This is a genomic window from Bradyrhizobium sp. HKCCYLRH1034, from assembly GCF_051168375.1.
In the GTDB taxonomy this organism is placed as follows: domain Bacteria; phylum Pseudomonadota; class Alphaproteobacteria; order Rhizobiales; family Xanthobacteraceae; genus Bradyrhizobium.
Window position 1 is genome coordinate 296,975 of the sequence record NZ_JBNPUW010000003.1, and the last position, 24,215, is coordinate 321,189.

General features: G+C 61.4%; 20 protein-coding genes. 11 read left to right on the forward strand and 9 right to left on the reverse strand.

Annotated features, from left to right (window positions below; genetic code table 11):
- Nucleotides 1–19: 19 nt before the first annotated feature.
- From ACQR0W_RS08460 to ACQR0W_RS08495, 8 genes are all read left to right on the forward strand, one after another.
- The gene (locus tag ACQR0W_RS08460) at nt 20–955 is read left to right on the forward strand and encodes a S66 peptidase family protein (protein WP_434840656.1); all 936 of its coding nucleotides are present in this window, start codon (nt 20–22) and stop codon (nt 953–955) included.
- The gene (locus ACQR0W_RS08465) at nt 955–1,866 is read left to right on the forward strand and encodes an amino acid--tRNA ligase-related protein (RefSeq protein ID WP_434840655.1); all 912 of its coding nucleotides are present in this window, start codon (nt 955–957) and stop codon (nt 1,864–1,866) included. Before ACQR0W_RS08460 ends, ACQR0W_RS08465 begins: the two co-directional genes overlap by 1 nt.
- A 47-nt stretch (nt 1,867–1,913) precedes the next feature.
- Nucleotides 1,914–2,297: a hypothetical protein gene (locus tag ACQR0W_RS08470; protein WP_434840654.1), complete on the forward strand. Its 384-nt coding sequence runs from the start codon at nt 1,914–1,916 to the stop codon at nt 2,295–2,297.
- Nucleotides 2,290–3,042, forward strand: coding sequence for a PHP domain-containing protein (locus ACQR0W_RS08475; RefSeq protein WP_434840653.1), 753 nt, complete (start codon nt 2,290–2,292; stop codon nt 3,040–3,042). Before ACQR0W_RS08470 ends, ACQR0W_RS08475 begins: the two co-directional genes overlap by 8 nt.
- Nucleotides 3,039–3,764, forward strand: coding sequence for an SDR family NAD(P)-dependent oxidoreductase (locus ACQR0W_RS08480; RefSeq protein ID WP_434840652.1), 726 nt, complete (start codon nt 3,039–3,041; stop codon nt 3,762–3,764). The genes ACQR0W_RS08475 and ACQR0W_RS08480 overlap by 4 nt, the downstream gene beginning before the upstream one ends.
- A 30-nt stretch (nt 3,765–3,794) precedes the next feature.
- The gene (locus tag ACQR0W_RS08485; RefSeq protein WP_434840651.1) at nt 3,795–4,217 is read left to right on the forward strand and encodes a hypothetical protein; all 423 of its coding nucleotides are present in this window, start codon (nt 3,795–3,797) and stop codon (nt 4,215–4,217) included.
- Nucleotides 4,210–4,902, forward strand: a complete 693-nt coding sequence (locus tag ACQR0W_RS08490) for a helix-turn-helix transcriptional regulator (RefSeq protein ID WP_434840650.1) — start codon at nt 4,210–4,212, stop codon at nt 4,900–4,902. Before ACQR0W_RS08485 ends, ACQR0W_RS08490 begins: the two co-directional genes overlap by 8 nt.
- Before the next feature lie 462 nt (nt 4,903–5,364).
- Nucleotides 5,365–5,556, forward strand: a complete 192-nt coding sequence (locus ACQR0W_RS08495; RefSeq protein ID WP_434840649.1) for a hypothetical protein — start codon at nt 5,365–5,367, stop codon at nt 5,554–5,556.
- A 205-nt stretch (nt 5,557–5,761) separates the two neighbouring features.
- Here ACQR0W_RS08495 and ACQR0W_RS08500 read toward each other — a convergent pair whose 3' ends face one another.
- From ACQR0W_RS08500 to ACQR0W_RS08540, 9 genes are all read right to left on the reverse strand, one after another.
- Entirely contained in the window at nt 5,762–6,979 is a 1,218-nt protein-coding gene (locus tag ACQR0W_RS08500; protein WP_434840648.1) for a restriction endonuclease, read from the reverse strand.
- Nucleotides 6,980–7,584: 605 nt separating this feature from the next.
- The gene (locus ACQR0W_RS08505) at nt 7,585–8,067 is read right to left on the reverse strand and encodes a very short patch repair endonuclease (protein WP_434840647.1); all 483 of its coding nucleotides are present in this window, start codon (nt 8,065–8,067) and stop codon (nt 7,585–7,587) included.
- A complete protein-coding gene (locus ACQR0W_RS08510) occupies nt 8,067–9,188 on the reverse strand; it encodes a PD-(D/E)XK nuclease family protein (RefSeq protein ID WP_434840646.1) in 1,122 nt (373 codons plus the stop codon). Before ACQR0W_RS08510 ends, ACQR0W_RS08505 begins: the two co-directional genes overlap by 1 nt.
- Nucleotides 9,189–14,828, reverse strand: coding sequence for a DEAD/DEAH box helicase (locus ACQR0W_RS08515; RefSeq protein ID WP_434840645.1), 5,640 nt, complete (start codon nt 14,826–14,828; stop codon nt 9,189–9,191).
- The gene (locus ACQR0W_RS08520) at nt 14,825–15,691 is read right to left on the reverse strand and encodes a hypothetical protein (protein ID WP_434840644.1); all 867 of its coding nucleotides are present in this window, start codon (nt 15,689–15,691) and stop codon (nt 14,825–14,827) included. The genes ACQR0W_RS08515 and ACQR0W_RS08520 overlap by 4 nt, the downstream gene beginning before the upstream one ends.
- Complete coding sequence (locus ACQR0W_RS08525) at nt 15,688–17,997, reverse strand: hypothetical protein (RefSeq protein WP_434840643.1); 2,310 nt, start codon at nt 17,995–17,997, stop codon at nt 15,688–15,690. The genes ACQR0W_RS08520 and ACQR0W_RS08525 overlap by 4 nt, the downstream gene beginning before the upstream one ends.
- A 6-nt stretch (nt 17,998–18,003) precedes the next feature.
- Entirely contained in the window at nt 18,004–19,155 is a 1,152-nt protein-coding gene (locus ACQR0W_RS08530) for a DNA cytosine methyltransferase (RefSeq protein WP_434840642.1), read from the reverse strand.
- Nucleotides 19,156–19,620: 465 nt separating this feature from the next.
- Nucleotides 19,621–19,899, reverse strand: coding sequence for a conjugal transfer protein TraD (locus ACQR0W_RS08535; RefSeq protein WP_434840641.1), 279 nt, complete (start codon nt 19,897–19,899; stop codon nt 19,621–19,623).
- A 1-nt stretch (nt 19,900) separates the two neighbouring features.
- Complete coding sequence (locus tag ACQR0W_RS08540) at nt 19,901–20,227, reverse strand: conjugal transfer protein TraD (RefSeq protein ID WP_434840640.1); 327 nt, start codon at nt 20,225–20,227, stop codon at nt 19,901–19,903.
- 171 nt (nt 20,228–20,398) lie between these two features.
- On the opposite strand from ACQR0W_RS08540, the gene traA reads away from it, so the two are divergent.
- The 3 genes from traA (at nt 20,399) to ACQR0W_RS08555 (ending at nt 24,073) form a co-directional block, all read left to right on the forward strand.
- Nucleotides 20,399–23,410 carry a Ti-type conjugative transfer relaxase TraA gene (gene traA, locus ACQR0W_RS08545; RefSeq protein ID WP_434840639.1) on the forward strand — a complete coding sequence of 1,004 codons (3,012 nt, stop codon included), beginning with the start codon at nt 20,399–20,401 and terminating at the stop codon, nt 23,408–23,410.
- Between the two features lie 128 nt (nt 23,411–23,538).
- Nucleotides 23,539–23,754, forward strand: a complete 216-nt coding sequence (locus ACQR0W_RS08550; RefSeq protein WP_434840638.1) for a helix-turn-helix transcriptional regulator — start codon at nt 23,539–23,541, stop codon at nt 23,752–23,754.
- The gene (locus tag ACQR0W_RS08555; protein WP_434840637.1) at nt 23,741–24,073 is read left to right on the forward strand and encodes a hypothetical protein; all 333 of its coding nucleotides are present in this window, start codon (nt 23,741–23,743) and stop codon (nt 24,071–24,073) included. The genes ACQR0W_RS08550 and ACQR0W_RS08555 overlap by 14 nt, the downstream gene beginning before the upstream one ends.
- Nucleotides 24,074–24,215: the final 142 nt, after the last annotated feature.

Consider the following 24,215-nt stretch of genomic DNA (forward strand, 5'->3'; position numbering starts at 1 on the left):
AAACCGGAGGATAGATACGATGTTGTGGCCTACCGTTAAGGACTTCGGATCACGTCGAGTCACAGCAGGCCTCGTCACTCTTGGTGCACCGGAGGCAGCGAAGAATCCCGAGAACGTTGACAGAGCCATAGCGTGGTTGAAAGAGAAGCACGTGGATGTGCGGTGGGCACCGAATGCGTTGGGAGACGGCACGTTCCTGGCGGCTGCTCCGTCCTCCTTGGCGAACGATCTTCACACCATGCTCGGTGACCCGGCCATAGACCTGATTATCACGACGGGAGGCGGAACGAACGCCAACGGACTGCTCGAATTCCTGGATCCGCGGGCACTAGCATCGTCACCCAAGCCGATCATCGGGCTCTCGAATTCGACCGTGGTTCTGAATGCGCTTACCGCCGCCTCGAATGTGATGACGTTCCACGGGCCCGTGCTCGTTTGGAATTTCGGAAGCGAGGACGGAATTGACGAATATACCTTCGACCATCTCGTACGCGCGGTGGGTGGCCCTCCTCCCGTGGCAATCACTCCCGAGCCATCCTGGCGCTGGCTCAGATCGGGCGTAGCTACCGGCCCCACCTGGGGCGGCAATCTCTGGTCCTTTCAACAGTTGCTGGGTACGCGATACCTGCCACCGATGAAGGGAAGCGTCCTATTCATCGAGGAGTGCTTCACCGAATTGCACAACGTGGAGGCCATGCTTACCCATCTGAAGACTGCGAACGTGTTAACGGATCTAGCTGGCCTGATCGTCGGCGTACCGCTTGAGTGCACCGAGTCCGAGATGCCCGATGGTCGTGACTTCGACGACATCGTGGCCGGCGTGTGCGACGGCCTGGGCTTCCCGATCGTCGCGGGTGTCAATTTGGGTCATACGGACAGAAAGACCACTATTCCGATCGGAGCCGTAGCCCACCTGAATTCATCCGCCAATCGTCTCTCATTCGAGGTAACGTGATGAGCTGCACAGCCATCTCCAGCAAGGCGGCCGTCCGTAGAGCGAGGGCACTCGCCGCCCTTCGCCGCCGGCTTGACGACGAGGGATTCATCGAAATCACGACACCGCTTCTGCAGGTCGTGCGACCGTTCGGACCTGCACCCCGCCATTCCTTTCGAGTCGGCGATCAGGAATTCCACCTGCGGCAATCGATTGAGTTGCTCTTGCGGACAGCCCTCACTGCCACTCCGAGAGTCTACGATATCGGTTCCGCCATACGGTTCGAAGACGCCGGCCGCGGACCGAAAAGCGTGGTCGAGTTTACGCTGATGGAACTCTACGCCCAGAATTTGGAGTACGATCCGCTGATGACGTTGGCCGAGCAGTTGATCCGAGCTACGGTGAACGTTCCTCTTCCCGAAAGACGCCTAGTGAACGTGACGCAATGGTTTCACGAGGCCGGGATCGACTTCTCCGAAGATAGCGTAGCGACGTGCCGAAGAAAAATGCTTACGCTGCTTGGCGTCAAGGAAGATGATCGGCCATTTTGGCAGCTCATAAATTCATGCATCGAGACCTTCGTCGAGCCCAAATTGGAAGGCTTTACGTTTCTGCATGATTATCCGCTGCAGACTGTCTGCCTTGCACGTCGCTCCCCAGCGAGGAGGCACGTCATCGAGCGGTTCGAGGTCTTCATCAACGGAACCGAAGTCGGCCACGGCTTCGTTGATGAGACTAACCCGAACGACGTCCTGGCGCGTATGGAAGAGAACGGGCCGGAGTTTGTGGACCGCGCGTTTATTGATCGTTTATCTTCGGGCGAATTCCCCTCGAGCGGCGGCTTCGGAATCGGCATCGAGCGCCTACTTGCGATGACCGACGACAGTCATTCTGACGTTCGCCAGTTCTTGCACGAATACCAGCACGGCTGATCTGCGTAGGTGACGGTGCCATCTCCGGGCGATAGAGGGGAGTTTTCATGATCCGATTGATCGCGATTCTGGAGAGCTTCGGCGAGCCGATACCTTTGGCGATCGCCGACAAGCAGATGAAACGCTTCGATGCGCAACTGCAGCACGGAGAGACGATTACGGTGATCGAATGTCAACTCGACGAAGCTGATGTTGCTGGCGTCATCGAGTGGACGTCGACCCACCTGCTACCCGACCGCTATTACGCTCATCTGGTGATGCGCGACCGTCTCATCGTGATGTTCCGACACTGCGTCTTTCGGATCGACCGAGGAGACGCGCGCACCGCAGGCTTGTGCCGCGCTGTCGGAGAACGTATCGGGATTCCGCATCAAGAGATGCAGTTCGAACGCATGTTCGATCAAGATCATCCGGACCTAAGACATGAATGATGCTGTTCCAATCGCATGCGACGTACATACTCATACGGTCCATAGCGGGCATGCCTTCTCGACCGTTAACGAGCTTGCAAATGCTGCTGCGGAAGCCGGGCTGAACCTGATCGCGATCACCGATCACGGCCCGAGCATGGACGGAGCGGCACATGCGGGCTATTTCGACATGGTTGGTCGGCTGCCGGCGAACATATCCGGCGTACGCCTTCTGATGGGAATCGAAGCGAACATTATAACGAGCGACGGGGGTGTCGATCTGGATGCGGAGATGCTGAGTACGCAGCAAATCGTTTTGGCCGGCCTCCATGAAAGGACTCCCTTCGCCTGCGGGTCCGTCATCGAGAACACTCGTGCCATTCGGGCAGCGATGGAGAGCGGAACCGTTCACGTCATTACCCATCCTTATCGCCCAAGCTTCCCGGTCGATGTCGAAGAACTCGCGCGGACCGCGGGAGATACGGGCGTATGTCTGGAGATCAACGTATCGCTTCTCAGGCGAGCGATCCGGCCCGATCGAAGTCCGGCCAGGCTTGAAGTTTTGAATCAAACACGCCGCATGCTTGACGAGATGGTGCGAGTGGGAGCCTTCTGCACAGTGGCATCAGACGCGCACCATTCATCCGAGGTGTACGAATTTCCGACGAATTCGCGGGAGGTGATCGAAGCTTTGGACGTCCCCGTCTCGATGGTCGTAAACAGATCGCAGACCACGTTGTTCGCACACCTAAAGGCCATAGGATGAGCTTCGAGGCGCGAGGGTCAATTGTTCTGGGCGCGACGAGCGGCATCGGACAGCGCATCGCGCATCGATTAGCAAGGGCAGGAAGCGCCCTTCTTCTCACTTATTTCAGATCTGAGGATCGAGCGATCGAACTTGGAAAGAGCATCGATGGTCCCACAGAACTCATCCAAGCAGACGTGACGAAAAAGGATCAGCTCGAGACGGTCTTGTCGAGGGCGAAGGAGCACCTACCGGCGTTGGATCTCGTCGTGAATGTCGTAGGAGAGAGCCATGGGCTATCTCTGGAGCGCACAACTTACGAAAAGTGGCGAGAGACCATCGACCTCAACCTATATGGCACATTCCTTTCAGCCCAGATATTTGGCCTTCACATGAAGCAGTCCGGGGGCGGCGCGCTCGTCAATATTTCGTCAGTAGCAGGAATTAGGCCAAGTGCCCGTGGTCATGATTACGTGGCAGCAAAGGCAGGAATTTTCGGCCTCACCAGATCGCTCGCGTTGGAGCTGGCTCCCGAAGTGACGGTCAACTCGATCGCTCCGGGTTGGATTAGCACCGACCGGAGGCCGCGGTCGATGGAAGGACATGAAGAAATCCTGAGCCGCATCCCATTGTCGCGGTTCGGCACTCCCGACGACCTGGTCGATGCTGCCCTACTTCTAGGCAAACCTCGCGGATACATTACCGGTCAGACTATAATCATTGATGGCGGTTATACGCTGTAGAAGGAGCTGCAGAATTGCAGGATTCGCATCATGCACGCAATCGTACTTGTTCAGGGCTTGCGGCAAGGCAAGCTACCCGAAGCGTTGAGTAAGCTCGTCGAACGACACTACCGACACTTTCTCGGAGGAACTCATGGAACCGTGGACATTTGCCGTCTGAAGGTGGACCCTTCCATTGCGCCTTCGGTGGCGTTTGAGCTTTCGAGCGCGCTAATGCCGGCGGGGTACTACGCACGCATCAACGATGAGACTCGCATGTTTGTGTCGTTTCCAACTTCGGTCTCATACGTCTTGCGGTCCGATCCTCAAACGGCAATCGTCGCGCGCAAGGTTGGTCAGCTCTACGGCGTAAAAGGAGAGCACATGCGGTTTGAGGAAATGTTCGAATTGGATCATCCTGAGATGCACGACCTCATCGGTGGCGGAGGTAGCGCAGGATCGGACGATGATTGATAGACGTACTCAGCGTCAGTTCAAGTTGTTGGGCCTCTTGCGTTCGGAAGCTCTGGTGTCAGCGCGGGAATTGGCAGAGCGGTGTGAAGTCAACGTTCGAACAGTGTATCGGGACATCGAGGAACTCTTGCAAACCGGCCTTCCGATCGAAGGCGTGCCGGGACCGGACGGCGGGTATCGACTGATACCCGGCACCGCGGTCCCCGGGGCAATCTTCGAAGACGAGTCGTCCTTCAAGGCGTATGTGCTCAGATTCTCCGACGACACGACTGCTTCGAGTGGCGAGCCTCCGACTTGGACAAAGAACGCCGATTGGGCGAATCTGCTCCGCGCGGGCAAGCTTTACTTCGAAGGCGACGATCGAGTTTGGTCGGAGGTCCGCCGAGCAATTCTCGGTTCTGAAGCATTGATGATCGTTCGGCAACGCGCGGCTGGCGACGATAATGCACATGCCAAGGAAGAGGTTGTCGTTCCTCTCGGACTTGTTGCGCAAAGGGAGAATTGGTACTTGATTGCGCGTGACCTTAATAGCGAAGTATTCGCGGAGAGGATGGGAAACGTCGAGAACGCGCGGTTAGTCGGACTCTCGTTCCGTCCTTCAGAAGCGTTCGACATCGAAGCGTGGTGGAAAGCTCACTCAAAGGAATTTCCGAAGGGCCGCGGGCATGAGTTGGAGAAGCGATGAGTGCGGGCTTACTGGAAGTTTCCGGTCCATGACGTCGAATGACGAGCACCAGGACGCTGCGGTCGCTTGGGAGCATCCGGTCAGAACGTCTTCACGACTTGACGAGCTACTAGCGAGGCCTTGGCGCTTTGCGAGTGTCGTACCCAATCGGCGGGGACTCGATGGGCATGATGTGATGCCCGAATCTTGGACTAAGGAGGACTACGCGCTTGCTGCTCTGAGGCGCCCCAAGGTCCTCTTGCCTCCGATTTAAGTTGACGTTCAGTCGGAGGATTGCCCGGACGATCGGAGTAAGAACTGTTATCCGGCGGGAAATGCTTTCTGCGCGACGCACCGTAATCTTCATTATTCGCCCCAGCGTGGAAGAGCTTCGTCAGCATAGTATCACATCGCGCTGGTTTTGAGTCATTGAAACGTTGCCGTTTCCGAACGCGGGAGATCCAAAAAACTCCCACGAGGGTTATGATTGTTTCGATCCGGCACTCGAAGATCGCCCTCGCGCCTTCCGGGGAAGCAGCCGAAGCTGATCTCCGCGAGGGGGCGCGCGGCAATGCTCAAATTGAAGAAGCTGTGAAACTGTTAGGATTCTTCCGTGCACCCAACGAACGCCCCGTCGGCTCCCAAGCACAACCGGAGTATGGGCCGGATATTTGAACGCATTTGAACATGAGCCGGCGGCAAGGGGGATTCTCTTCATAACATCGGTGGGCCACGCTCGTCGGCCAATTATCAGGGGCAATAGCTACCAACTTGCGTCCATACGGCGGTCCCGAACCCGGTTGCTTCTATACGTTGGCAACATCTTGCTCGGATTTCCAACGCTGACAACGCTGATCACCGCGGCTGCCAGCCGATAAGGTCAAGTAGTCTCTGTCAATGAAAACTCTGAATGCAAGAGGGATGTCACTAGTTCTGGCGTATTGAAGCCATTACGTACAAGAATATCGGTGATGTCCCCGCCGCTAAAAAAGATGATCGGATGGCGGTCTTCGCGGACCTCTTCGTAGGCTTGGCGTGCGACCACCGAAGTGGTCACCAGAACTCCAAACTGCCGATGGCGAATTCTGGAGATCAAACGCGAAACTTCCCGAACTCCAACAGTATTCGGCGGAGTTCCGTCGAAGCCCGGTTGATAGCATTTCGCTTCGAGCGAAAACTCCGCGTAGACTGGATCGTCTGGAAGGCCGAGGAGATAGCGGCCGATCGCATCCCGCCCCCCATCGACGCTACCTCGCGTGATTGTGTCGACAATCACGCGCGGATCGTGCATCTGAAAGACCCTTGCTGCGAACGCCTCGAAAGCAATCGGTGCTCGCTCGAAATGTCTGAAGATTTCGCGCAAAATTGCAGTCTTGGTCGGAGTATCAGGTCGCTGCTCTTCTGTGCTTCTGATTAACGTGGTATTTTCCGAAGCCAAGGCCCTTGCGCGACCAGATTGCACCCAATCCTGCCATGCAGCGGGCGCCGAACCAACTGCACCTGCACTAGGTCCGACTGCTAACTCATGCAGCCACGAACGCGCGATAACAGGAGCGTCCAAGACTGAAAAAATTGCGCGATAATTCTGAAACCGTTGCCCTTCTGTCGTTTTCCATATAGCGACCAGATCGACTGTTGACGGCAAGCCGGCGAACCCGGGTACCGCCAATCCTTTGAACTGGACGGACCGACTGCTTACGGGAGTTGGATATCTTTTGAAGATGAAGAACGGCGGCACCATTTCCCGTACTGGCGGTGAGGCGTGCAAGAACTGGAATGCGCGCCGTAAAATTTCGTTACCGCCTCGCGGCGTCTCGTGCAGCTGGTGTCCTGGGATCTTGTTGTCGCCAAAGTAGATGAATTGCCCGGTGCTCAAGTCCAATGAGTCGGGCCAGTCTTTGTCCTCTCCGCTCGTGTAGAGGACAACGTACTTCTTGTCCGGACCTCGCCCGGCGGCCCGAAATCCCCCCTGGTTTCCAACTCCCTCAAGAATTTTAGAGATTGGATCGTCGGCTGCGTTTCCCAGCCTCCCGCCTTCATAGACGGCATCGATGACGAGGTCCGATGATGACAAGACGTTTGAACGAATGATCCGCACGAGAGGTTTCGCTTCCCAGATACACGGCTTAGCCCTACAGTTTTTAGCCGCTGCGGTCGATCGGCGAAACTCGCAACCCGTAGAACTGTACCCACTTTGTCAAGGCGTTCCGACAGGCTGGAGACTTGCCGAACAAGTGCGAACCGCCGGACAAATGTCCGGGTTTGAGTTCCAAAGCAAGCGGGGAAGGCCAGCAAATCAACGGTCCAAGAACTCGTTTCGGAAAAAAAGATGGCTGGTTGCCTTGCAAGGCCTTGCCGGCACCAAAAAAGGTGCTTGACGACGAACGGCTAACACAGCCGGCGCGGCTTCCAACAACATGAACGCTTTGACCGAAAGGGAGCGCGCAGGGGGGGACTTGCAAAAACTCTGAGTATGAAAGCGGTTTCGGCGGTACGACCTGTTTTCCCAGATGATTCGCCGAGCGGGCGTACCTCATTCTGGCGGAACGTGAAGCCGGCGCGCGAAGCGCCCTCGCAGCCGCCAACGGTCTTCCTATACTGATCAGCCGCTTCTGCCTTTGAACTGTACTTCGTCGGGGCAGGCGAAGGCGGAGGGCCGCACATCGGCATCGCTATTCAAATCTCGGTGCCGCGATCCAACCATCAGGTGCTTGACCGGGCGCCTCGTCCTCTCGACGGCAGCCCGGCGAAGAACGCAGCCACCGCCTCACGAAGCCTCACGCCGTCTCGGGTCTCGCATTCCCATACTGTGAGAACTTCGTATCCCAGATTGCTGAGAGCATGCCGGTGGATGATATCCCGCTCACGATTCCTGACGAGTTTCTCGGACCAGTATCTGGTATTGGACCGCGGCTTGGAGGCGAGCTGGCAGCCTTCATGAGAATGCCAGAAGCAGCCATGGACGAAAATCGCCCATCGGCGCGTCTTGTTCGCTAGATCGGGCTTGCCGGGCAAGTCCGCAACATGAACTCGAAAACGCAGACCGAGCGCATGGACAGCCGACCGCGTTCGAACCTCCGGCAGCGTGTTCTTCGATCTGATTCGCCCCATCATCTGAGAGCGCGTGAGCGGGGCCCGCAGGCGGCGCGGTGCGATCTTTTTGAGTCTTTGGGTGTGCCGGCCCATCAGGCAGACCCCTTCAATTCCAGCTCGGGTAGATCATCCTCGGAAAAAACGCAGGTGGATATGTCAGCGCGCAGCCGCCCGTCCCGCCGTACCTGCGCACGAACAATCCGAACGACCTCTCCCCGTCGGCAGGCCGTGAAGTCGCCATGAACCGATCTTCTCAGCGCCAGCGATAGGGGACCACCATCGCCATGCCTGCCGTCCAGCTGAAGCGTGATGGCATAGAGATCTCCGTCGACGCCCGGATCAATAGACTTGAGCGTTCCGCGTGCAGCCGGCTCTCGCAACTGAGGCGATGAGCCAGTCGCGCACCAGGACCAGAATGCCGGACAGATTGCCTGATATTGGCATTGTCCGCATGCAATTTCGCCAGGACTGGCTAGCTCGGGGCTGGTGCAGCCCCGCTCCAGCATTTGGTTCATCGCCCGCAGGCCGGCGACCGCCGCGTCAGCTTCCGATTCGCAGTCGCTCCTCGCTATATGCTGCTCAAGCACCTGGCCGGACGCCGACACAATCCGCGCGATAGCCGGCCACCCGGCTGTCTCACCGACGAGCACTGCGTAGAGCCTGAGCTGACGCCAGTATCCTTCGACAAGGCTTGCGGCTTCCAGCCATGCCGGATCGGGCAGCGCCGACTTGTATTCTGTCACGGATTGACGATCGAATTGATCAGGCCTTCCGACGAGCAGTCCGTTCCGTGCCGTCAGGAATTTCTCGGTCCTTCCTGTCCACAACACCAGCTCTGCCGGCCGCTCGCCTGCCCTGGCGGCGAACCGGCTCCGAACCGAGGATGCTATGGCACGCTGACGGACGAGGTAGTAACCCGGCCAGCGCTCTGGACTCGCAAACCGCTTGTCAAGCCGATGACCAGATGTGGCATCCAGCAGCTCCCTGATGGCGCCGTCCCAGACAGACTCAGCCTCGGCGTCACCTATGGGCCGCGCAGCCATGACGCGATGAAACGCCGTTCCAAGCCACGCACGAGGACTATGGAGTACCCAGGAGTCAGCCTCCTTCGACGTGGTCAGGGCGGCCCTCAACATACAGAGCCGCATGTGCGACCAGAGTGTTGGACTCGTCCTGGCGGCCGGCCTTATCGCTACCGTTGATCCGCCTGCCATCTATGCCGGCTTTCGCAGAGCTTCGAATACAGAAATGAAGCTCCACGATGGGTCAACCCGGAGCCCATGATTGCGCTCGGCGTCGTCCCACGCGGCGGCAACGTCAGGACCCGCGCCCGACCTGTCCGTAAGCCAGAGCGGATGCGTGACGATCATTGCCTCCGATCCGTTGCTCAGGCCAGGAAGACCCGCAAACGTCACGCGGCTAAAGCCAGGCCTGGCGGCAGCCAAAGTCCAAGCAGCGAGACCGGCCACCCGGGACCAACGAGGAGACGAAAGTGATATGGGGCTATTTGCATCTAGCGCGAGATCGGCCATGTCCATCGCGAGACGCCAGTCGAGGAGATTGTGATAGGCCAGATTGCTGTAGCTGCGCAGGCAGTCCGGGCATGACGTATCGCAGGCGTCCGCGTGCGACGCATCAATCATCCGGTCATAGAACTGCCAGTGCGAGTTCTGGACGATCATCTGCAGAAGCTGCTCGCTCACGGCGGGCTGCCCCAGATGCGTCGCGTAGCCCGCACCGTTTTCGAGAGTATCGCAAAGAAACACCTGGCCCACCACGGAGCCGAGCGCCGGATCTTCCTGGCTTCGAATGCCTGCCTTGAGTTCGTAGTCCTGGATGTCGAGATAGACAGCCGCGGCGCGTCGCAGCATGAAAGCGAGAGAATACAGTGCAGCCCGCCCTGCGGGTGAGCGCGGGTCCGCAGCGCGCCCGGGTCCATAGTCTCGCACGCCAAGCAGCATCATGTCGGTCTCGCTGATCGCCGCCAGCGCGCATGTCACCACAGGTGCCGCCGGCGCCATCGGCGTTCCCGGCCGCCGTCCAACGGACGCCGCGTGCTTTTCCTCTGCGGAGTTCGCTGCAGCGACATCAACCATTGCACCCAGGGCCCAGGGTTCGGCCGAGAGGTGAAACAGCCGCCCTGCGTTGTCATTGATCACATGCAGCCGTCCCTGGCCGGCACCGATATCAAAATTCCGGTGAACGCCGATGGCGAACGGCGGGCGGCCCACCTTCGGCCTCGCTGCGCGGGGGACAAAGTCAAACACGCCATCGTAATCGCGCGCCTTTGTGAAGTAGCTTACAAACCCCTTGGGCTGCCGCAGGTCCATCGCCTGGTAGTCGCGCTCCCCAGTCCCCGCAGGCGCCCCGCATACTGGGCACGCCGGGGCATTGGGTGCCGCGGTCTCGACATGCTGGCAGTTGCCGCACAGGCCTACCATTACCGACGGTCCTAACGGGTTCGGGTCCGCCACCGCGAAAGGCCCTTGCCGCGTGTAGTGCGCGACACCGATTGCCGTGTGGATGGTCCGCTCCTTCACGGTCTCGGCGCCTGGAGCAAACATGCTGACCGCCAGCTCGAGGTCGCGGTCAACCGTCTGGCGCGGCGGCCAGTTCTGCGGCTGCCGGTGGTAGAGAAGACGTGCACGCGTCGGGAAGCCAAACATCGGCAGAATGCCTTTGTTTGCGAGACGCTCGCTCAGCCCGTCCTGGACGAGGCTCTGGTCCTGAGCGGCATCCGTCACTTCGCGGATCAAGTCATTCATAATCCAATGCACTGCACTCGCCCGGTTCGAGGGCACGGCCCGCAGGCGCGTCTCGACCAGCAGGGCATCGCAAATCTGCTCGACGAGCGTTTGGTTTCGGCCGATCCACTGACCGACCACTCCTGCGACATCCCCGGGCGCAAAGCCCGCTGGAAGGTTGTCGGGCGGAAGGTTCCACGCCGCCGCCGTGCCGAACTCGCCATGCACGCTGTCGCCGGCGGTCCCGGCAAACAGACCCAGCTCTGAGAAGGCTACCCGCAGAACCTCCTTCGCAAGGACGCGCCGCAGGATCTGGAGCCGGTTCGTATCGACGTATGGTGGAGGCGGCGGGTCAGCGGTGATGCGCTCGGGCCGTTGAAAATAATAGTCGTCGTGGCTCCGGCCCCGGCAGAGGGTCAGCGCTAGCGACAAGGCAGCGCCTCGGCGGCCGGCGCGGCCTACGCGCTGCTGATAGTTAAAGCGCATGGGCGGCATGTTTGCCATCATCACGGCGAGCAGCGAGCCAATGTCGACACCGGCTTCCATCGTCGTGGTGACGCTCAGCAGATCTATGTTATCGGTGAGAGCGACCTCGTCACCGACCGTGATGTTCTGGAAGAGCCGCTGCCGGTCACGCGCGACAACTTTATCGGTCTGCCCCGTCATCTCCGCACAGTTGAGCCGGAAGATCGGACCGGCATCCAGCGCTAGCCAGCGATAGTAGTCGGCATCCTGTCCGGCATCGTCCACGCCGATTACTAGGGGAGCTCCGAGCGGTGTAAGACACCCGCTGCAGATGCCACCGCTCCGATGAAGATGGACTCGCGAACAGCGGCTGCACTGGTAGTAGTGCTCGCCGGGGTCCGCCACGAACAGGCCGCGAAACAGAAGGATGCCCTGGCTGAATACGCCGGAGCGAGTCAGCAGTGCAGTGACATCGCGCTCGAAATCGGCAGGCGGAATCGCATTCGCGTTGGCGACTGCCTCAAGGTAGTCGCGCGCGTACTTTGGAAGCTGACTGTCGTCCGCCGTTGCTCGATGCGTATCGATCCGCCGCCGCTTGCCCAGCATCCGGATGCAGCTGTCCGCCGCTTCCTGGTGAACCGCGCTTGGTGCGGGGAAGCTCAGCCGGTCCGCCGTCACGCATCCGAGCTTAAGCGATTCAAGATCGCGCCGGCCGCCTGAGAACAGAGATTCGGCGACGGCTTCTCGCGCGGCCGCCTGAATCCGGCTGCGATGATCCGCCTCTTCGGCGCTTAACGCCGCGCGGTAACTGGGCGGCACCAGCGCCCAATCGAAAAGATGCTGCCATTGCCCCTGGTTCTCATCCAGGTCAGTCCACATGACGCTCCGGTCCACGCCCCCTGGATTCATGCCAGCCGTGAGCAGTCTCCTGGCCGCATCCTCCTCAAGGTCGGTTGCTCTCGAAAGCCCCGATCTCGCATGGCCGAGCGTACGGTCAGCAAGCTGGCGCATCGTAAGCCCGCCCACTGCCGACGGCATTCCGGCCATCGCGGGATTCTGCGCGGCCATGATCGCCATGGCCTCGCTCTGACGGCCCGTAGCGAACACGCTGGCGAGCGCCGCATCTTCAGGTGTCAGCACCACGCCGCGAACCTGCTGCTCAAAAGCCAGGGCCGCCCTCGTGCTGTCATCCATTCCGGTGACCAGCGCCTGGCGCAGAGTGTCAAGCCAGTGGGACTTCGCAACGCCAACCGCGAGCTTCGCCGCGTCCTGCCGGCTATCCGAAAACAGAACGAGCTTCCGCCGGGGATCTTCCACGGGACGGCCGGACTCGACTTCGGGCGGGGCGATCTCGCGCAGCAGGGAGTCGGAGAGCACCTGGGCCACTTTCTGGAAACCCGTGCGCTGCGTACGGATGGGGGCGGAGCTGGCCATCCGGCTCCAGTCGGCCTCGCAATGCGGACATACCGATGGACGCTCGCCGCGGATACTTGGCGCCTGCGCTCTCGGTGGCACCGGGTTCTGATGCAGATCGGCGACATGGTACAGCCATCCGGTGGCATCGGCAGCGCGCCGGGCAACCTCTATTTCACCCGTCCTATGATCGTATCGCGCCATCCGCCACTGGCGCTGCACGCCCTCCTGGCGCCATGTAGCTCGCTGTGGCTGCCGGAGGCTTCCGTCCGCCAGCCGCGCCGGCCAATAGACAGCGAAGTTGTCATAGGTCCGATCATTCGCTGAATGGTCAGGCGCTTTCTCGATGTTCGGGTCGTCGGGCACAAGGGACCAGCTATTCGGATTGATCACCCGCCTGTAGCCGCCCAGAAAGATGTCGCCGCACGGCTCGCAATACAGCATCTCAAGGACGCGCGAGCCGCAGTCGCACGTCGTTGTCGGCCGGTCGAAGAGGCGTCCCACACGAATATCGGCTTCTGACCAGGTCGATCCCGTGCAAGCCGGATTCGTACAGGCCCACACACCTTGAACATTGCGGAAAAAGAGGTGAACTCGGGTCGGCAGCAGCGGCGTCCCGCCGTCGGCTTCGGCGGCTGAGATAGCCATTACCAGCGCCGCGGCGGCTTCGCGGGCGCCTGGCGCTGGCTCGTCCGGGAAGAGAGAGCCAGCCAGCGCCTCAATCGTCTGAGGGACGACTGTCGGGCTTTCATCTGATGCGTCATTGCAAGCGGCCCGTATCGCCTCGGGAGCGCCGGCGGCAGACAGGACGGTACCGAGCCGCACAGGCAAAGGGAGTGTGGCATCCGGGAGCTCTACCGCTGCCGCGGTCGCAAAGGCCCCGATTGCCGCTTCGAGGTTCGTGTCCGACTCTGAGATGGCGGCGGCCCCAAGGTCGGAGACCGGCTGCGCAAGTCCGGCCAGACGGGCGGATGAACCAGCCGGCAGAGGTTCGGCGCCGCCGCGTATAAGTGTGAAGGGGCGGGACCGGCCGAAGAACTGCCGGAGGTAGTCCTGCGCACGGGCGTCGTCATCGCCGAGCGAAGCGCTCGAGGCGAGGATGCGTAGCTGCGGATGGTCCGGATGGAGTCCCAGACGGTCGTAGAGGACCCTCAGGATATATCCGACTTCTGTACCCGGCGTTCCCCTGTATGTATGCAGTTCGTCGACAACCAGGTGGAAGATGTTGGCGGTGTCGGCGAGCCAGTTTCTGGTGGCGGCGAATATCTGATCCTCGATATCGCGCATCAGCATGATGTTCAGCATGCTGTAGTTTGTGATGAGGATATCCGGGGGCGCATCCTGCATGTCCCAGCGGCTCCACATTTCGCCGCCGTCGAACCTCGGGAAAAAGCGCTGCGCATCAGTTCCCGCTACACGCGTCGCAAGCGAGCTGAGACGTCGCAGCTCTGTCCTCAGTTCAGCTTCCGCGCCATCGCGCAGAGGGCTGCCCGCAATCGGGGTCCAGCCCGTGTAGCGGCCGAACCAGAATCTATGTCCTGGCCGGCGCCTGTTCAGCCAGCCACGCACCCGGTCGCTGTCGAGCGCCTGCCTAAGCCTCGACATCTGATCCTCCGCCAGTGCGTTCAGCGGATAGAGAACGAGCGCCCGGATAGCCGCCGGCCGGCCTCCGGCCTCGTGCGCCCGCTGGGAAATTCGCGGGTGATGGACGCGATTGGCGGATCCTGGCGGCGGCGACATGGACCACCAGTCGTTTCGGGGAGCTGGCGCCATTGCGCCCCAGCGGAGTGATTCACGCACAAGCGCCGCAAGCACAGGAAGATAGATCGACTCCGTCTTCCCCGAGCCCGTGCCGGTGAGAATGACCGTGTCCTCCTGGTCCACCACGCTTGCGCGCAGCATCGCCTCCTGGTGGCGATAAAGCTCGATCGGCCGCGCTCCCCGCGTCAGGAACAGCCCCTCCTCAGCCACGTCGGCGAGATCGGTGACCATCTGCGCCGACCATCCACTCGCGCCGGCGAGAACAGCCGTCGCAGCAGCTTGGATGTCATGTCCGCTCAGGACATATCCAGGCTGGGGCTCGATCAAGGGCTCGCGATAAAGGACGCCATCACGGTCGAGCAACTGGCGGCGCGCCTGGACGAGGTCTTCGAATCGCAGGTCAAACGGACTGTCGAAGTAACGAAGATAGCCGCTCTTCAGGCTGTTGAACGTATCGATTGGATTGCTCATTGCAGCCTCAGTCCGGTAAGCGCGAGGATAAGTCTCAGATGTTCTGGCTGGACGCCCGCGAAGCTAATCTGCATCGCCTCCCGGTCGAAATTTGGGAGATATCCGCTGCAGAGCACGAGACCGCGCGCCATTACTGTCGGCGGATAGAGTTGTGCGGGAAGCGATAGCACGCCGGTCTCGCGCGACCAGCGGGCCGCCTTGCACTTGGCCGCTGCGGCAAGCCGGCCGGCGCGATCGTCGATCAGCGATGCTGAGCCGGACCCGCTCTTGAGCAGGCTGACCCAATCCCAGTCACGCTTGATACGGAAGAACCCCTTGGTGGCGGCTGTTGCCTCCGAAAGCGTGGATACCACCCAGCGCATACGCGATTTCGAAAAGCGGCGGACCAAGTCGACCTTTCCTTCCACCATTGGAAATGGCGTGCGCGGCCACTCGCGGATCGACGGCGAGCACGCAAGCAGGTGCAATCCCGCTTCCCTCTGAAATGGCAGGCCAGCGACCTCAGCCAGATCGACTAGGGCATCGCGGGACGGAGCCGTGACCGTAACTACTGCTGGACCCACCTTCTGCTGAAGGACACTGATCTGGCCACCCGATGCATCGCTTGCCTTGCCAAGACTCTCAAGAAGCGCTGGCGTTCGGGCGCCGCAAAGTACCGCTGACGGCCCCACATTGCTGGGCAGCCCTGCTAGCACGGGAGGCGCGACCCGCCAGCCATCCGTCCGCGTTATTTCCGCATGACCAAGGCTCACAAGATCGCTGAGAACACGGCGCACCGGTACGCCGCCAGTGAGATCAATGCCAAGATCGGCGATCTTGCCCGACCGCCGGAACGACATCCAATAAAGAGCCGCATCTGTCATGCGCCTGCCCTCCAATATCGCCGGGCTCGCGTCCGGGCTCGGCGCCAGGCTTCCTGCCCTGCCGGGCTGTCAGTACTAAACGGCAGCCTTCGAGACGCCGCGCTGCGAATCACGGCCACCCAAGACGGGTCGATTGCTCGGGTGAGTCGCTCCCCTGATGGCGGGGCGAGCCAGTCGACGCGCCCTTGAATTCGCCTCGGCCCCGAGGACGAAATCAGGAAGGCAGGCACCTCGCGAAGGAGCCCAACCGCGACGGGTGCGTCAGGCCTCACGCGAAGCATCGCGACGCCGCGCCGGAGACCGAGCGCAATCACGCTCGACATAGCCTCGGCCGCCACGACGTGCTCGCCGGCAGGACCCGAAACCCTGGCGCCGCATATTTGCGTGCGCGCCCAAGGCGAATCGTTCGGCACTGGAAAGCGGCCGGAGTGCGCATCCCAGGATTCCCAGCCGCCTTCCGTCCATGGATCCCCTAGGATGCGGTACTTCAGCGAGGGCCCAGGGACGACATCGACAAGGTGATCTCCCGGCCTATCCCAGCCTTCAGCCCGCCAGCACCCATCGTCATTCACCTCGGCGGGCCTTCCATCGATGGTGACCTCCGCGCCGGCAGGAAAAGGCTGGATCTCGATCCTCGGCGGACTGCCTTGGGCAAAGGAGCCTGAACGTACTGGAAGGCCGCCGGACAGCCGGATTTCCGCTCCGACACCGGGATCAAGTGTGGTGAGGTAAGGATCGAGAGGCATCGACGCCGCATGCGAGGGCCGGTATCCCGACAGCACAGCCCATCCCTCGGGCACGCCCGTCCAGCGGTCGTGAGAAACAAGCTGGGACGACCCACAGGCCGCTGCTGCCGACCGCACTGGCTCCGCATCCTCTTGCGCGCAGACGACCGCACTGGTCGAGTTCAAGGTTGCGGAGCCGACCGATATCAGCCCTTGCTCGTTCACCTGCTCGCTGAAGATGTGGATGCGACGGCTGCTCCGGAGCCACTGATAGCCCTCTCGCGAATCCAGCCTAACTTCCCCCGATAGCAGACTCGGGGTCCAGTCAAGATCGACATCGTCGTAACGGTCTTCCCCATATGCTCCGATCTCCGTCCCGGCGCCGAGAAGCAGAGTGATGCTGTCGGGATAGCCAGCGGGCCGCACCAGCACTGCGGAGATGCTGACCGTCCGCCGAACGGGATGGATGATCAGGCGAAGCCTCGCCTCTGCCGGCGTGCGCAGCACTGCTGACGGCGCGGGCGAGGCTTCGCCCGGCGCAACGGCAACCTTCGGATGCGCCGGCCTTCGCTGCCCCCGCCTGTCACGATGCTTAGCTGGTTTGGACGGGCGTGGCCTGGATGCAGGCACAATCTCGGCAGGCGCTTCTTGCGCTGATTCCCAAGGCTGTTCCGCGCCGGTACCAGAGAGCGCCGCTAAGTCGCTCTCGATCGGTTCGGCCGTCAGGTCATCAACGCCGGCAGCGGAGTCCGGTTGCTGCTCAAAAGCGAGGCCACAACAATGCTGTGTCAGCCCTTCAGCGGTCGGCCCTACATCACGTTCCGCACAAACCCCGCTCAGACTATCCGACGTGACGGCCGCTGCACTGCCCACGTCGCCGTTCGCGACCGCCACATCGCCGTCGTTTTGCGTGAGCGGCAATTCTTCCGGCTGCGGCGACAAAGGAGCTCCGCAAGAATCCTGACGCTTCCTGGCGGACGGCTCAACACCAGCGGATTCATCCGGCGCTGCCGCGGGTTGCTTATACTCGTCAACCGCGGTTGCGAGGTCGGGCAATTTCTCCTGCCCGCCTTCAAGCGTCACGGCGTCATCAGTCTCGCTAAGTACGGCAAGCTCGCTTTCCGACTCTAAGCTGGCCAGGATTTCCGCGGCTCTCGAGTCTGTTTCTGCCGTAGCGACGCGTCCGGTCGCGTACGTACCCTCGGCCCCGTACAGAATCGCGGGCACTTGAGCATCTTCGGACTTCAGTTCTGAAGATTGCGCGGCGGCTGCCGGATTTGCCGCAAGCGGTAGCGCAAAGCGCTCCTCGCTATTGCCCGCGTCGCGCTCCCTTGCCGGCGGCACGCTTTCTGGCTCGGTGTGGCCGCCTAAGCCGCCTCGACCCGCGGTTCCAGCCGGCTCTGGGCTTGCGCGCTTTTCATCACGACCGGCCGACGGTGGCTCGGTCACGTGCCTCGCAGAATGCGCGGTCGCAAGAATGGCCTGCGATCGCACTCGGCTGCGGCCGAACACGATCCGCAGGCCTAGCGCAATCGCGCCAATGCCCCTGCTCAGAAACAGAATGAGAGCTGCCCCCGGCATCACTAGCTATCCAGTCAGAGCTAGCAGGCCTTCAGCCGCGCGTGCGACGGAGAGTCCCAATAGTGGAGGCACCGCGTTGCCCACCTGCTTGAGCTGCTGCCATTCGCTACCATGAAAAACAAAGCCGTCGTGGAACGACTGCAGGCGGGCCGCCTCGCGAACCGTAATCCAGCGGTCGTACGTGGGATGAATCCACTCCGACAGATCCCGATGCATCTGCGCCAGTATTGTGTAAGATGGCTTGTCAGGATCGAGCCTTCGCCATTTATGACCCCGCGTGCCGTTCCAGAGCTCCTTCGGAAGCGAATCTCCCCGTGCGCCAGGCTTGATCGCTTTTAAAATGGCCTTGCGGCGCTCCTGGATGCCCTTTGTGTGGTGATTGAAGAGCTCGTCTTTGTCCAGGCGGCTGCGCTTTTGCTTCGACGATAGAAGCGGCTGGTCACAGTCGAGCCGCATCAGCTTCTGGTACTGAGACAGCGCGCCCTTTTTTGCGTGTGGATATGGCAGGACGCCATCGTCCGCGGCCACGCCGGCCGGTAAGTCGGAGAGCGCTTCGCGGACGGTGACTGACTTATCCGCTTTCTGCTTTTCGATCAGCGCTGCCGCCGCTTCAGCAAAGTCGCCGTCGAAGTCCAAATCGTCCCGGACTCCGAAGATGAAAACGCGTCGACGGTCCTGCGGCACCCCAAACTCAGACGCGAGCACCGGGACTATCGCTGTTCGCCGGTAGCCTGCGGAAGCAAAGGCGGACAAGATCTTCGTCCTGAAGTGCCCGTTCTTCATCGCCACCATGTTTGGGACGTTTTCCATCACGAATGTCCGCGCGCGGACCGTCTGGCAGATGCGTACAAATTCCTTGTAGAGTGCGTTGCGTGGATCCGTGAGATCGCGGGGGCCAATTTGGCTGAACCCCTGGCACGGAGGCCCGCCGTACACAACATCGACTGGCTTGGCGCCGATCGCCTCGCGGTGACCGCGTGCCTTTAAGAAGCCCGCGATGTCTCCCTCGTGGAGCTTCACTTCAGGGAAATTTGCCGCGTGCGTCTGGCAGGCCTGTGCATCCGATTCCACGGCCGCCACGACCTTCCAGCCCGCCATTCGGGCGCCCTCGCAGAATCCACCGGCGCCGCAGAAGAGCGAGATCGCCCTTGTCGTCACGATCTATCGCCTTTTTCTTGGACGCGGCCGGGGGACGGCCGCGCCTTGCTCTCTGCAGACATGTTTCTCGCCCGGTTCGGCTAATAATCGAATGCAGATGACCGGCCTCAGGTTTATGCCATGTGCCTAGCGCCCGTTTGGTCGGGTCGGCAACAGCTCTCTTGCGCGAGTCACGGTCATAATACACTTATCGGATGAATGCTCAAGTAGACCTAGAAAACGTATCAGAAACGCCCCAGCAGGTGAGGGAATTGACGCCGCGCTCGATCAACACAGCGATCATTCGCAATCGCGAAGCTGCAGCAACGACGACCAATTTGGCGACAAGGTTTGGATGAAGCACCGGTGTCGTCGCTGGACTACGATAATCCCGATAATTTCTAATAACGACGGGGAATGCGTCCCACTGCGGCCGAGCCTGTAGTCTCCGGGGCGCCCCCAACTATATGGTCACGGGACGATTTGCTATTGTCGCGGATCAACGGCGGTCCGCCGGACCAGGCCATCAGCTTGATTATGAGTCCCCGGACCCGCCTCTAACGATTGCTTCCCCTCTACAGTCCACAGCGCCCGTACCTCTTCGGCTTGTTCGCTTTGAAGCTTGTCAGCGATCCAGAGCAGCGCGCCGTAGATGATGGTGCGATCATCGCCAGTCAGTTCCACTATACGGGCCTTGACGATGAGGCCACCCAGTTCAATCAGATGCCGCGTGCGCTTGCGGCGCTCGACCTGCCAGGTGCGCATGTCATGTCGTGCCCTTGCGACTTGATGCCGGTTGCGCGCCGCTCGGTTGCGCAGGAGTGCCGTCCATGTTGCGGTCAGATGCTGGCGCAGTCCGCCGTGCCCGGCTTTGAAAGAACGCGGCCCCGCGCCTGGCCCATGCCTCCCTCTTTCCGGTATCTTTCGTCTCGGTCAGCACAATCAGTGCACCCGCCAGTTCATCGGCGCTGAGGCTATCTGCCCCGGTGGCGATGACCAGTTCACCTAGCTGGCGCACTTTGCGGGTTTTCAGCTCGCGGGCCTTGTCGTCCAGTGCCTTCAGTTCGGCATCAAAGTCTCGTGGTTTGCGCATTTTCGTCTCCATGAGAGTTGATGGAGAAATGATAGCTGGGCAAGAGGCGGGATGCTGTAATGTCATCAGGACGCCCTGGGACGCCGTAATCCCTCCCGAGATTTTTTCGAGGGAGGGCGCGCTTATACGTCGTTCCGACGTGCGCTTCGCTGTGTCAGTGATTGGCCCGCGATGGCGATCTATCATCTTCATGTCAAGGTCATTGGTCGGAAGGCAGGGAGCAGCGCGGTTGCTGCGGCGGCTTACCGCTCGGCTTCGCGGCTGCGCGACGAGCGGCTCGGCCGTGAGCAGGATTTTTCCGGAAAGCGCGGAGTCGTTCATTCCGAGGTGATGCAGCCGGAGAGTTCGCCGGAAGTCTGGAGCGACCGGGAGCGGCTGTGGAATGCTGTCGAAGCGGTAGAAGTCCGGAAAGATGCCCAGCTGGCCCGCGAGGTCGAGTTCGCCCTACCGCGCGAGCTGAGCGAGGCGCAGGGCATTGAGCTGGCCCGGGACTTCGTTCGCGGTGAGTTCGTGCGGCTCGGCATGATTGCCGACCTCAATGTGCATTGGGACAGGGCCGAGGATGGGCTGCCCAAGCCCCATGCCCACGTCATGCTGACCATGCGCGCAGTCGACGAGAACGGCTTCGGCAGAAAGGTTCGAGACTGGAATCGCACCGAGATGGTCGAGCGCTGGCGGCGGCGCTGGGCCGAGCTCGCCAATGAGCGCCTGGCCGAGCTCGACATCGACGCGCGGATCGACCATCGGAGTCTGGAAAACCAGGGCATCGCGCTTGAGCCGCAAAGCCAGATCGGCGCACCGGCGAAACGGATCGAGGTTCGGGGCCTCGCAGGCGAAGGGTCTGAGGCCGACCGGGCCGAGATGCACCGGGAGATCGCGCGCGGCAATGGCGCCCGGATCATCGCCGATCCTGCGCTTGGACTGGATGCCATCACGCATCAGCAATCGACCTTCACACGACGCGACATTGCAAAGTTCGCCCACCGGCACAGTGACGGGCTCGACCAGTTCAACCAGGTGGTGGGCGCTATGCAGGGAGCGCCCGATCTGGTCGAACTCGGCAAGAACGCTCGCGGCGAGGACCGGTTCACCACCCGCGGAATGATCGAGGCGGAACAGTGCCTGCACCGGGCCGCTGAACGGATGGCGGAACGGGAGCGCCATGAGGTGCCCGACGCGGATCGCAAGGCCGCTTTGGCGCGTGCGGAAGCGCGCGGCCTGGTGCTTTCGGGTGAGCAGGCAGAGGCACTCGCGCATGTCACCGTGGGACGCGATCTCAGCGTCGTCGTCGGCCATGCCGGAACGGGGAAGAGCGCGATGCTCGGGGTGGCGCGGGAGGCCTGGGAAGCGGCGGGCTTCGAGGTCCGTGGCGTGGCGCTGTCCGGCATTGCGGCCGAAAACCTCGAAGGCGGATCGGGCATTGCGTCACGCACGATTGCCAGCCTGGAGCATGGCTGGGAACAGGGCCGCGACGGGCTCACGACCCGCGATGTGCTTGTCATCGACGAGGCCGGCATGGTCGGCACGCGCCAGCTCGAGCGCGTGCTGTCCCATGCGGCCGAGGCTGGAGCCAAGGTGGTGCTGGTCGGAGATCCGCAGCAACTGCAGGCGATCGAAGCCGGTGCGGCGTTCCGGTCGATCCATGAGCGTCACGGCGGCGCCGAAATCGGCGACGTGCGCCGTCAGCGCCAGGACTGGCAGCGCGACGCTACGCACGATCTGGCGACCGGCAAAGTGGGACAGGCGCTTGGAGCTTACCGCACCCACGGCATGGTGCATGAGGCCCAAACCCGCGAGCAGGCGCGCGGCGATCTGATTGAGCGCTGGGATCGCGATCGGCAGGCGTTGCCGGACCAGAGCCGGATCATTCTCACCCACACCAATGACGAGGTTCGCGCGCTGAACGAGGCGGCGCGCGAGCGGATGCGGGCAGCGGGCGATCTGGGCGATGAGGTGGGGGTGACGGTCGAGCGCGGTGCGAGATCGTTCGCCAGCGGAGACCGCGTGATGTTCCTGCAGAACGAGCGCGGCCTTGGCGTGAAGAACGGCACGCTCGGGACCATCGAGCAGGTCAGCGCGCAATCCATGATCGTGCGGACCGACGATTGCCGATCCGTGCGCTTCGACCTCAAGGATTACAATCGGATCGACCACGGCTATGCGGCGACAATCCACAAGGCGCAAGGCATGACCGTCGACCGCGTCCATGTGCTGGCGACGCCCGGGATGGATGCCCACAGCGGCTATGTTGCGCTGTCGCGGCATCGCGTCGGCGTGGATCTGCATTATGGCCGGGACGACTTTGCCGATCAGGACCGGCTGGTCCGCACCCTGTCTCGCGATCGCGCCAAGGACATGGCCTCGGATTACCAGCGTGCCAATCCGGTACAGAGCTTCGCCGAGAGGCGCGGGATCACCTTCCGCGAGCGCGTGGCCGAGATCCTGCGCAATGTGGTGCCTGAGAAGGTCCGCAACATGTTCGACGGCACCCGCTCTCCTGGAGAAGTGCCCGGCCCGGATCGCGGACGGTGGCCGGAGCGCGAAACGCCGGAAAGGGAAAGGAGCGGTCCGCAGGCCGGGCTGCGCGACATCGGGGCGCCGGGAGGGAAGGTCGCGGAAGATCCGGAAAAAGAATTGCGTCGCTTGCGGACCCGAGCGCTCATGCGCCACGCCCGCGCCGTGGATGCAATCTTCACAGCGCAGGAGACGGGCGGCGAAGCCGACCCTGCGCAGGTGAAAGAATTACAGAAGGCCCGCCAGGCCTTCGAGGCCGTGCGGCCCTATGGCTCCCGAGATGCTGAGGCCGCCTACAAGAAGAACCCGGAACTGGCCCGCGAGGCGGCTCAAGCTCAAGTCAACCGTGCCATCCGCGCGCTCCAGCTCGAAACCGAGCTGCGGACCGATCCGAGCCGGCGCGCCGATCGCTTCGTGGAGGACTGGCAGAAGCTCGACCACGCCAGCTTGCGCCAGTATCAGGCGGGAGACATCTCCGGCTATAGGGCCACGCGCTCAGCGATGGGCGACATGGCGAGAGGCCTCGAACGCGATCCGCAACTGGAAGCCATCCTCGCCAACCGCAAGCGGGAGCTCGGCATCGCGTTCGAATCAGGCCGCCGGCTCGGCCAGGAATTGGCTTTCGTCCACGGAATCGATCTGGGCCGCGGCCGCAGCCTCGAAATTTGACAATCCTATTTTCCGCCGCCTCTACGCCACGCAACGAAGAGTCGAGAAATCCTCTTGTGCGCCTGCAATAGCTTGACCTGTCTGGTCTCAGAAGCCGTCAGATAAAGCCAGGAGGAGGTAGCGCGGCCATGCGCGAACCAGACCGTATCATCCGTTTGAAAACCGTCCTCGCCAGGACCGGGCTGTCCCGGTCAACTATCTACCGCAAGATCGCCGAGGGCACGTTCCCCGCTCAGCTCAAAATTAGCACCAGCGGGACCGGCTGGCATGAATCCCAAGTCAACCGCTGGATCGCAGATCCGGTCGGATGGCGTCCGAAAGGCGAGTTCGATGAAGTTCGATGATCTGTTGGGGGGCGGAAGCGACGTTGCTACTCATCCGCGAAGGTTCCTTACGAACCGACTAAGAACGCCGAATTGCGAGCCGTTCGGCTGGAGCGGACGGAGTATCTCCGGTTTCCCCTGCCCGCAAACAATGCCGGCCGATACGGATCGAGAATTGGGCGGCGATCTGAGCGACGGAAACAACCGAGGTATCGAAGCAGGCGATGGCGAACGTGACCTACCAGAAGACAGGTCCGAGGGGGTGACGATCATGTTCTCGGAACTAGACGCGTATCTCAAGGACCCGGACAAGCTGGAGAGGCAAAACTGGCTGTCGTGAACAGGGTCGTTTCCTGAAGCCGCAAACCGTCTTAGGCGGGTCGATCCGCACTATCGTCGCCGTCTGCGGACGACAGCGCTCAGTCTGAGTCAAAAAATTCATTGCATTTGGACAATCCGTCAATCTAAGCTTGTGAAGTAGT

What these genes read in the sequence shown, in the direction of transcription:
- traA (WP_434840639.1), top strand. Translation starts at nt 20,399, where the DNA reads ATGGCGATCTATCATCTTCATGTCAAGGTCATTGGTCGGAAGGCAGGG.
- ACQR0W_RS08490 (WP_434840650.1), top strand. Translation starts at nt 4,210, where the DNA reads ATGATTGATAGACGTACTCAGCGTCAGTTCAAGTTGTTGGGCCTCTTG.
- ACQR0W_RS08550 (WP_434840638.1), top strand. Translation starts at nt 23,539, where the DNA reads ATGCGCGAACCAGACCGTATCATCCGTTTGAAAACCGTCCTCGCCAGG.
- ACQR0W_RS08485 (WP_434840651.1), top strand. Translation starts at nt 3,795, where the DNA reads ATGCACGCAATCGTACTTGTTCAGGGCTTGCGGCAAGGCAAGCTACCC.
- ACQR0W_RS08505 (WP_434840647.1), bottom strand. Translation starts at nt 8,067, where the DNA reads ATGGGCCGGCACACCCAAAGACTCAAAAAGATCGCACCGCGCCGCCTG.
- ACQR0W_RS08540 (WP_434840640.1), bottom strand. Translation starts at nt 20,227, where the DNA reads ATGCGCAAACCACGAGACTTTGATGCCGAACTGAAGGCACTGGACGAC.
- ACQR0W_RS08520 (WP_434840644.1), bottom strand. Translation starts at nt 15,691, where the DNA reads ATGACAGATGCGGCTCTTTATTGGATGTCGTTCCGGCGGTCGGGCAAG.
- ACQR0W_RS08460 (WP_434840656.1), top strand. Translation starts at nt 20, where the DNA reads ATGTTGTGGCCTACCGTTAAGGACTTCGGATCACGTCGAGTCACAGCA.
- ACQR0W_RS08495 (WP_434840649.1), top strand. Translation starts at nt 5,365, where the DNA reads ATGATTGTTTCGATCCGGCACTCGAAGATCGCCCTCGCGCCTTCCGGG.
- ACQR0W_RS08475 (WP_434840653.1), top strand. Translation starts at nt 2,290, where the DNA reads ATGAATGATGCTGTTCCAATCGCATGCGACGTACATACTCATACGGTC.
- ACQR0W_RS08535 (WP_434840641.1), bottom strand. Translation starts at nt 19,899, where the DNA reads ATGCGCACCTGGCAGGTCGAGCGCCGCAAGCGCACGCGGCATCTGATT.
- ACQR0W_RS08510 (WP_434840646.1), bottom strand. Translation starts at nt 9,188, where the DNA reads ATGGCAGGCGGATCAACGGTAGCGATAAGGCCGGCCGCCAGGACGAGT.
- ACQR0W_RS08470 (WP_434840654.1), top strand. Translation starts at nt 1,914, where the DNA reads ATGATCCGATTGATCGCGATTCTGGAGAGCTTCGGCGAGCCGATACCT.
- ACQR0W_RS08465 (WP_434840655.1), top strand. Translation starts at nt 955, where the DNA reads ATGAGCTGCACAGCCATCTCCAGCAAGGCGGCCGTCCGTAGAGCGAGG.
- ACQR0W_RS08555 (WP_434840637.1), top strand. Translation starts at nt 23,741, where the DNA reads ATGAAGTTCGATGATCTGTTGGGGGGCGGAAGCGACGTTGCTACTCAT.
- ACQR0W_RS08480 (WP_434840652.1), top strand. Translation starts at nt 3,039, where the DNA reads ATGAGCTTCGAGGCGCGAGGGTCAATTGTTCTGGGCGCGACGAGCGGC.
- ACQR0W_RS08515 (WP_434840645.1), bottom strand. Translation starts at nt 14,828, where the DNA reads ATGAGCAATCCAATCGATACGTTCAACAGCCTGAAGAGCGGCTATCTT.
- ACQR0W_RS08525 (WP_434840643.1), bottom strand. Translation starts at nt 17,997, where the DNA reads ATGCCGGGGGCAGCTCTCATTCTGTTTCTGAGCAGGGGCATTGGCGCG.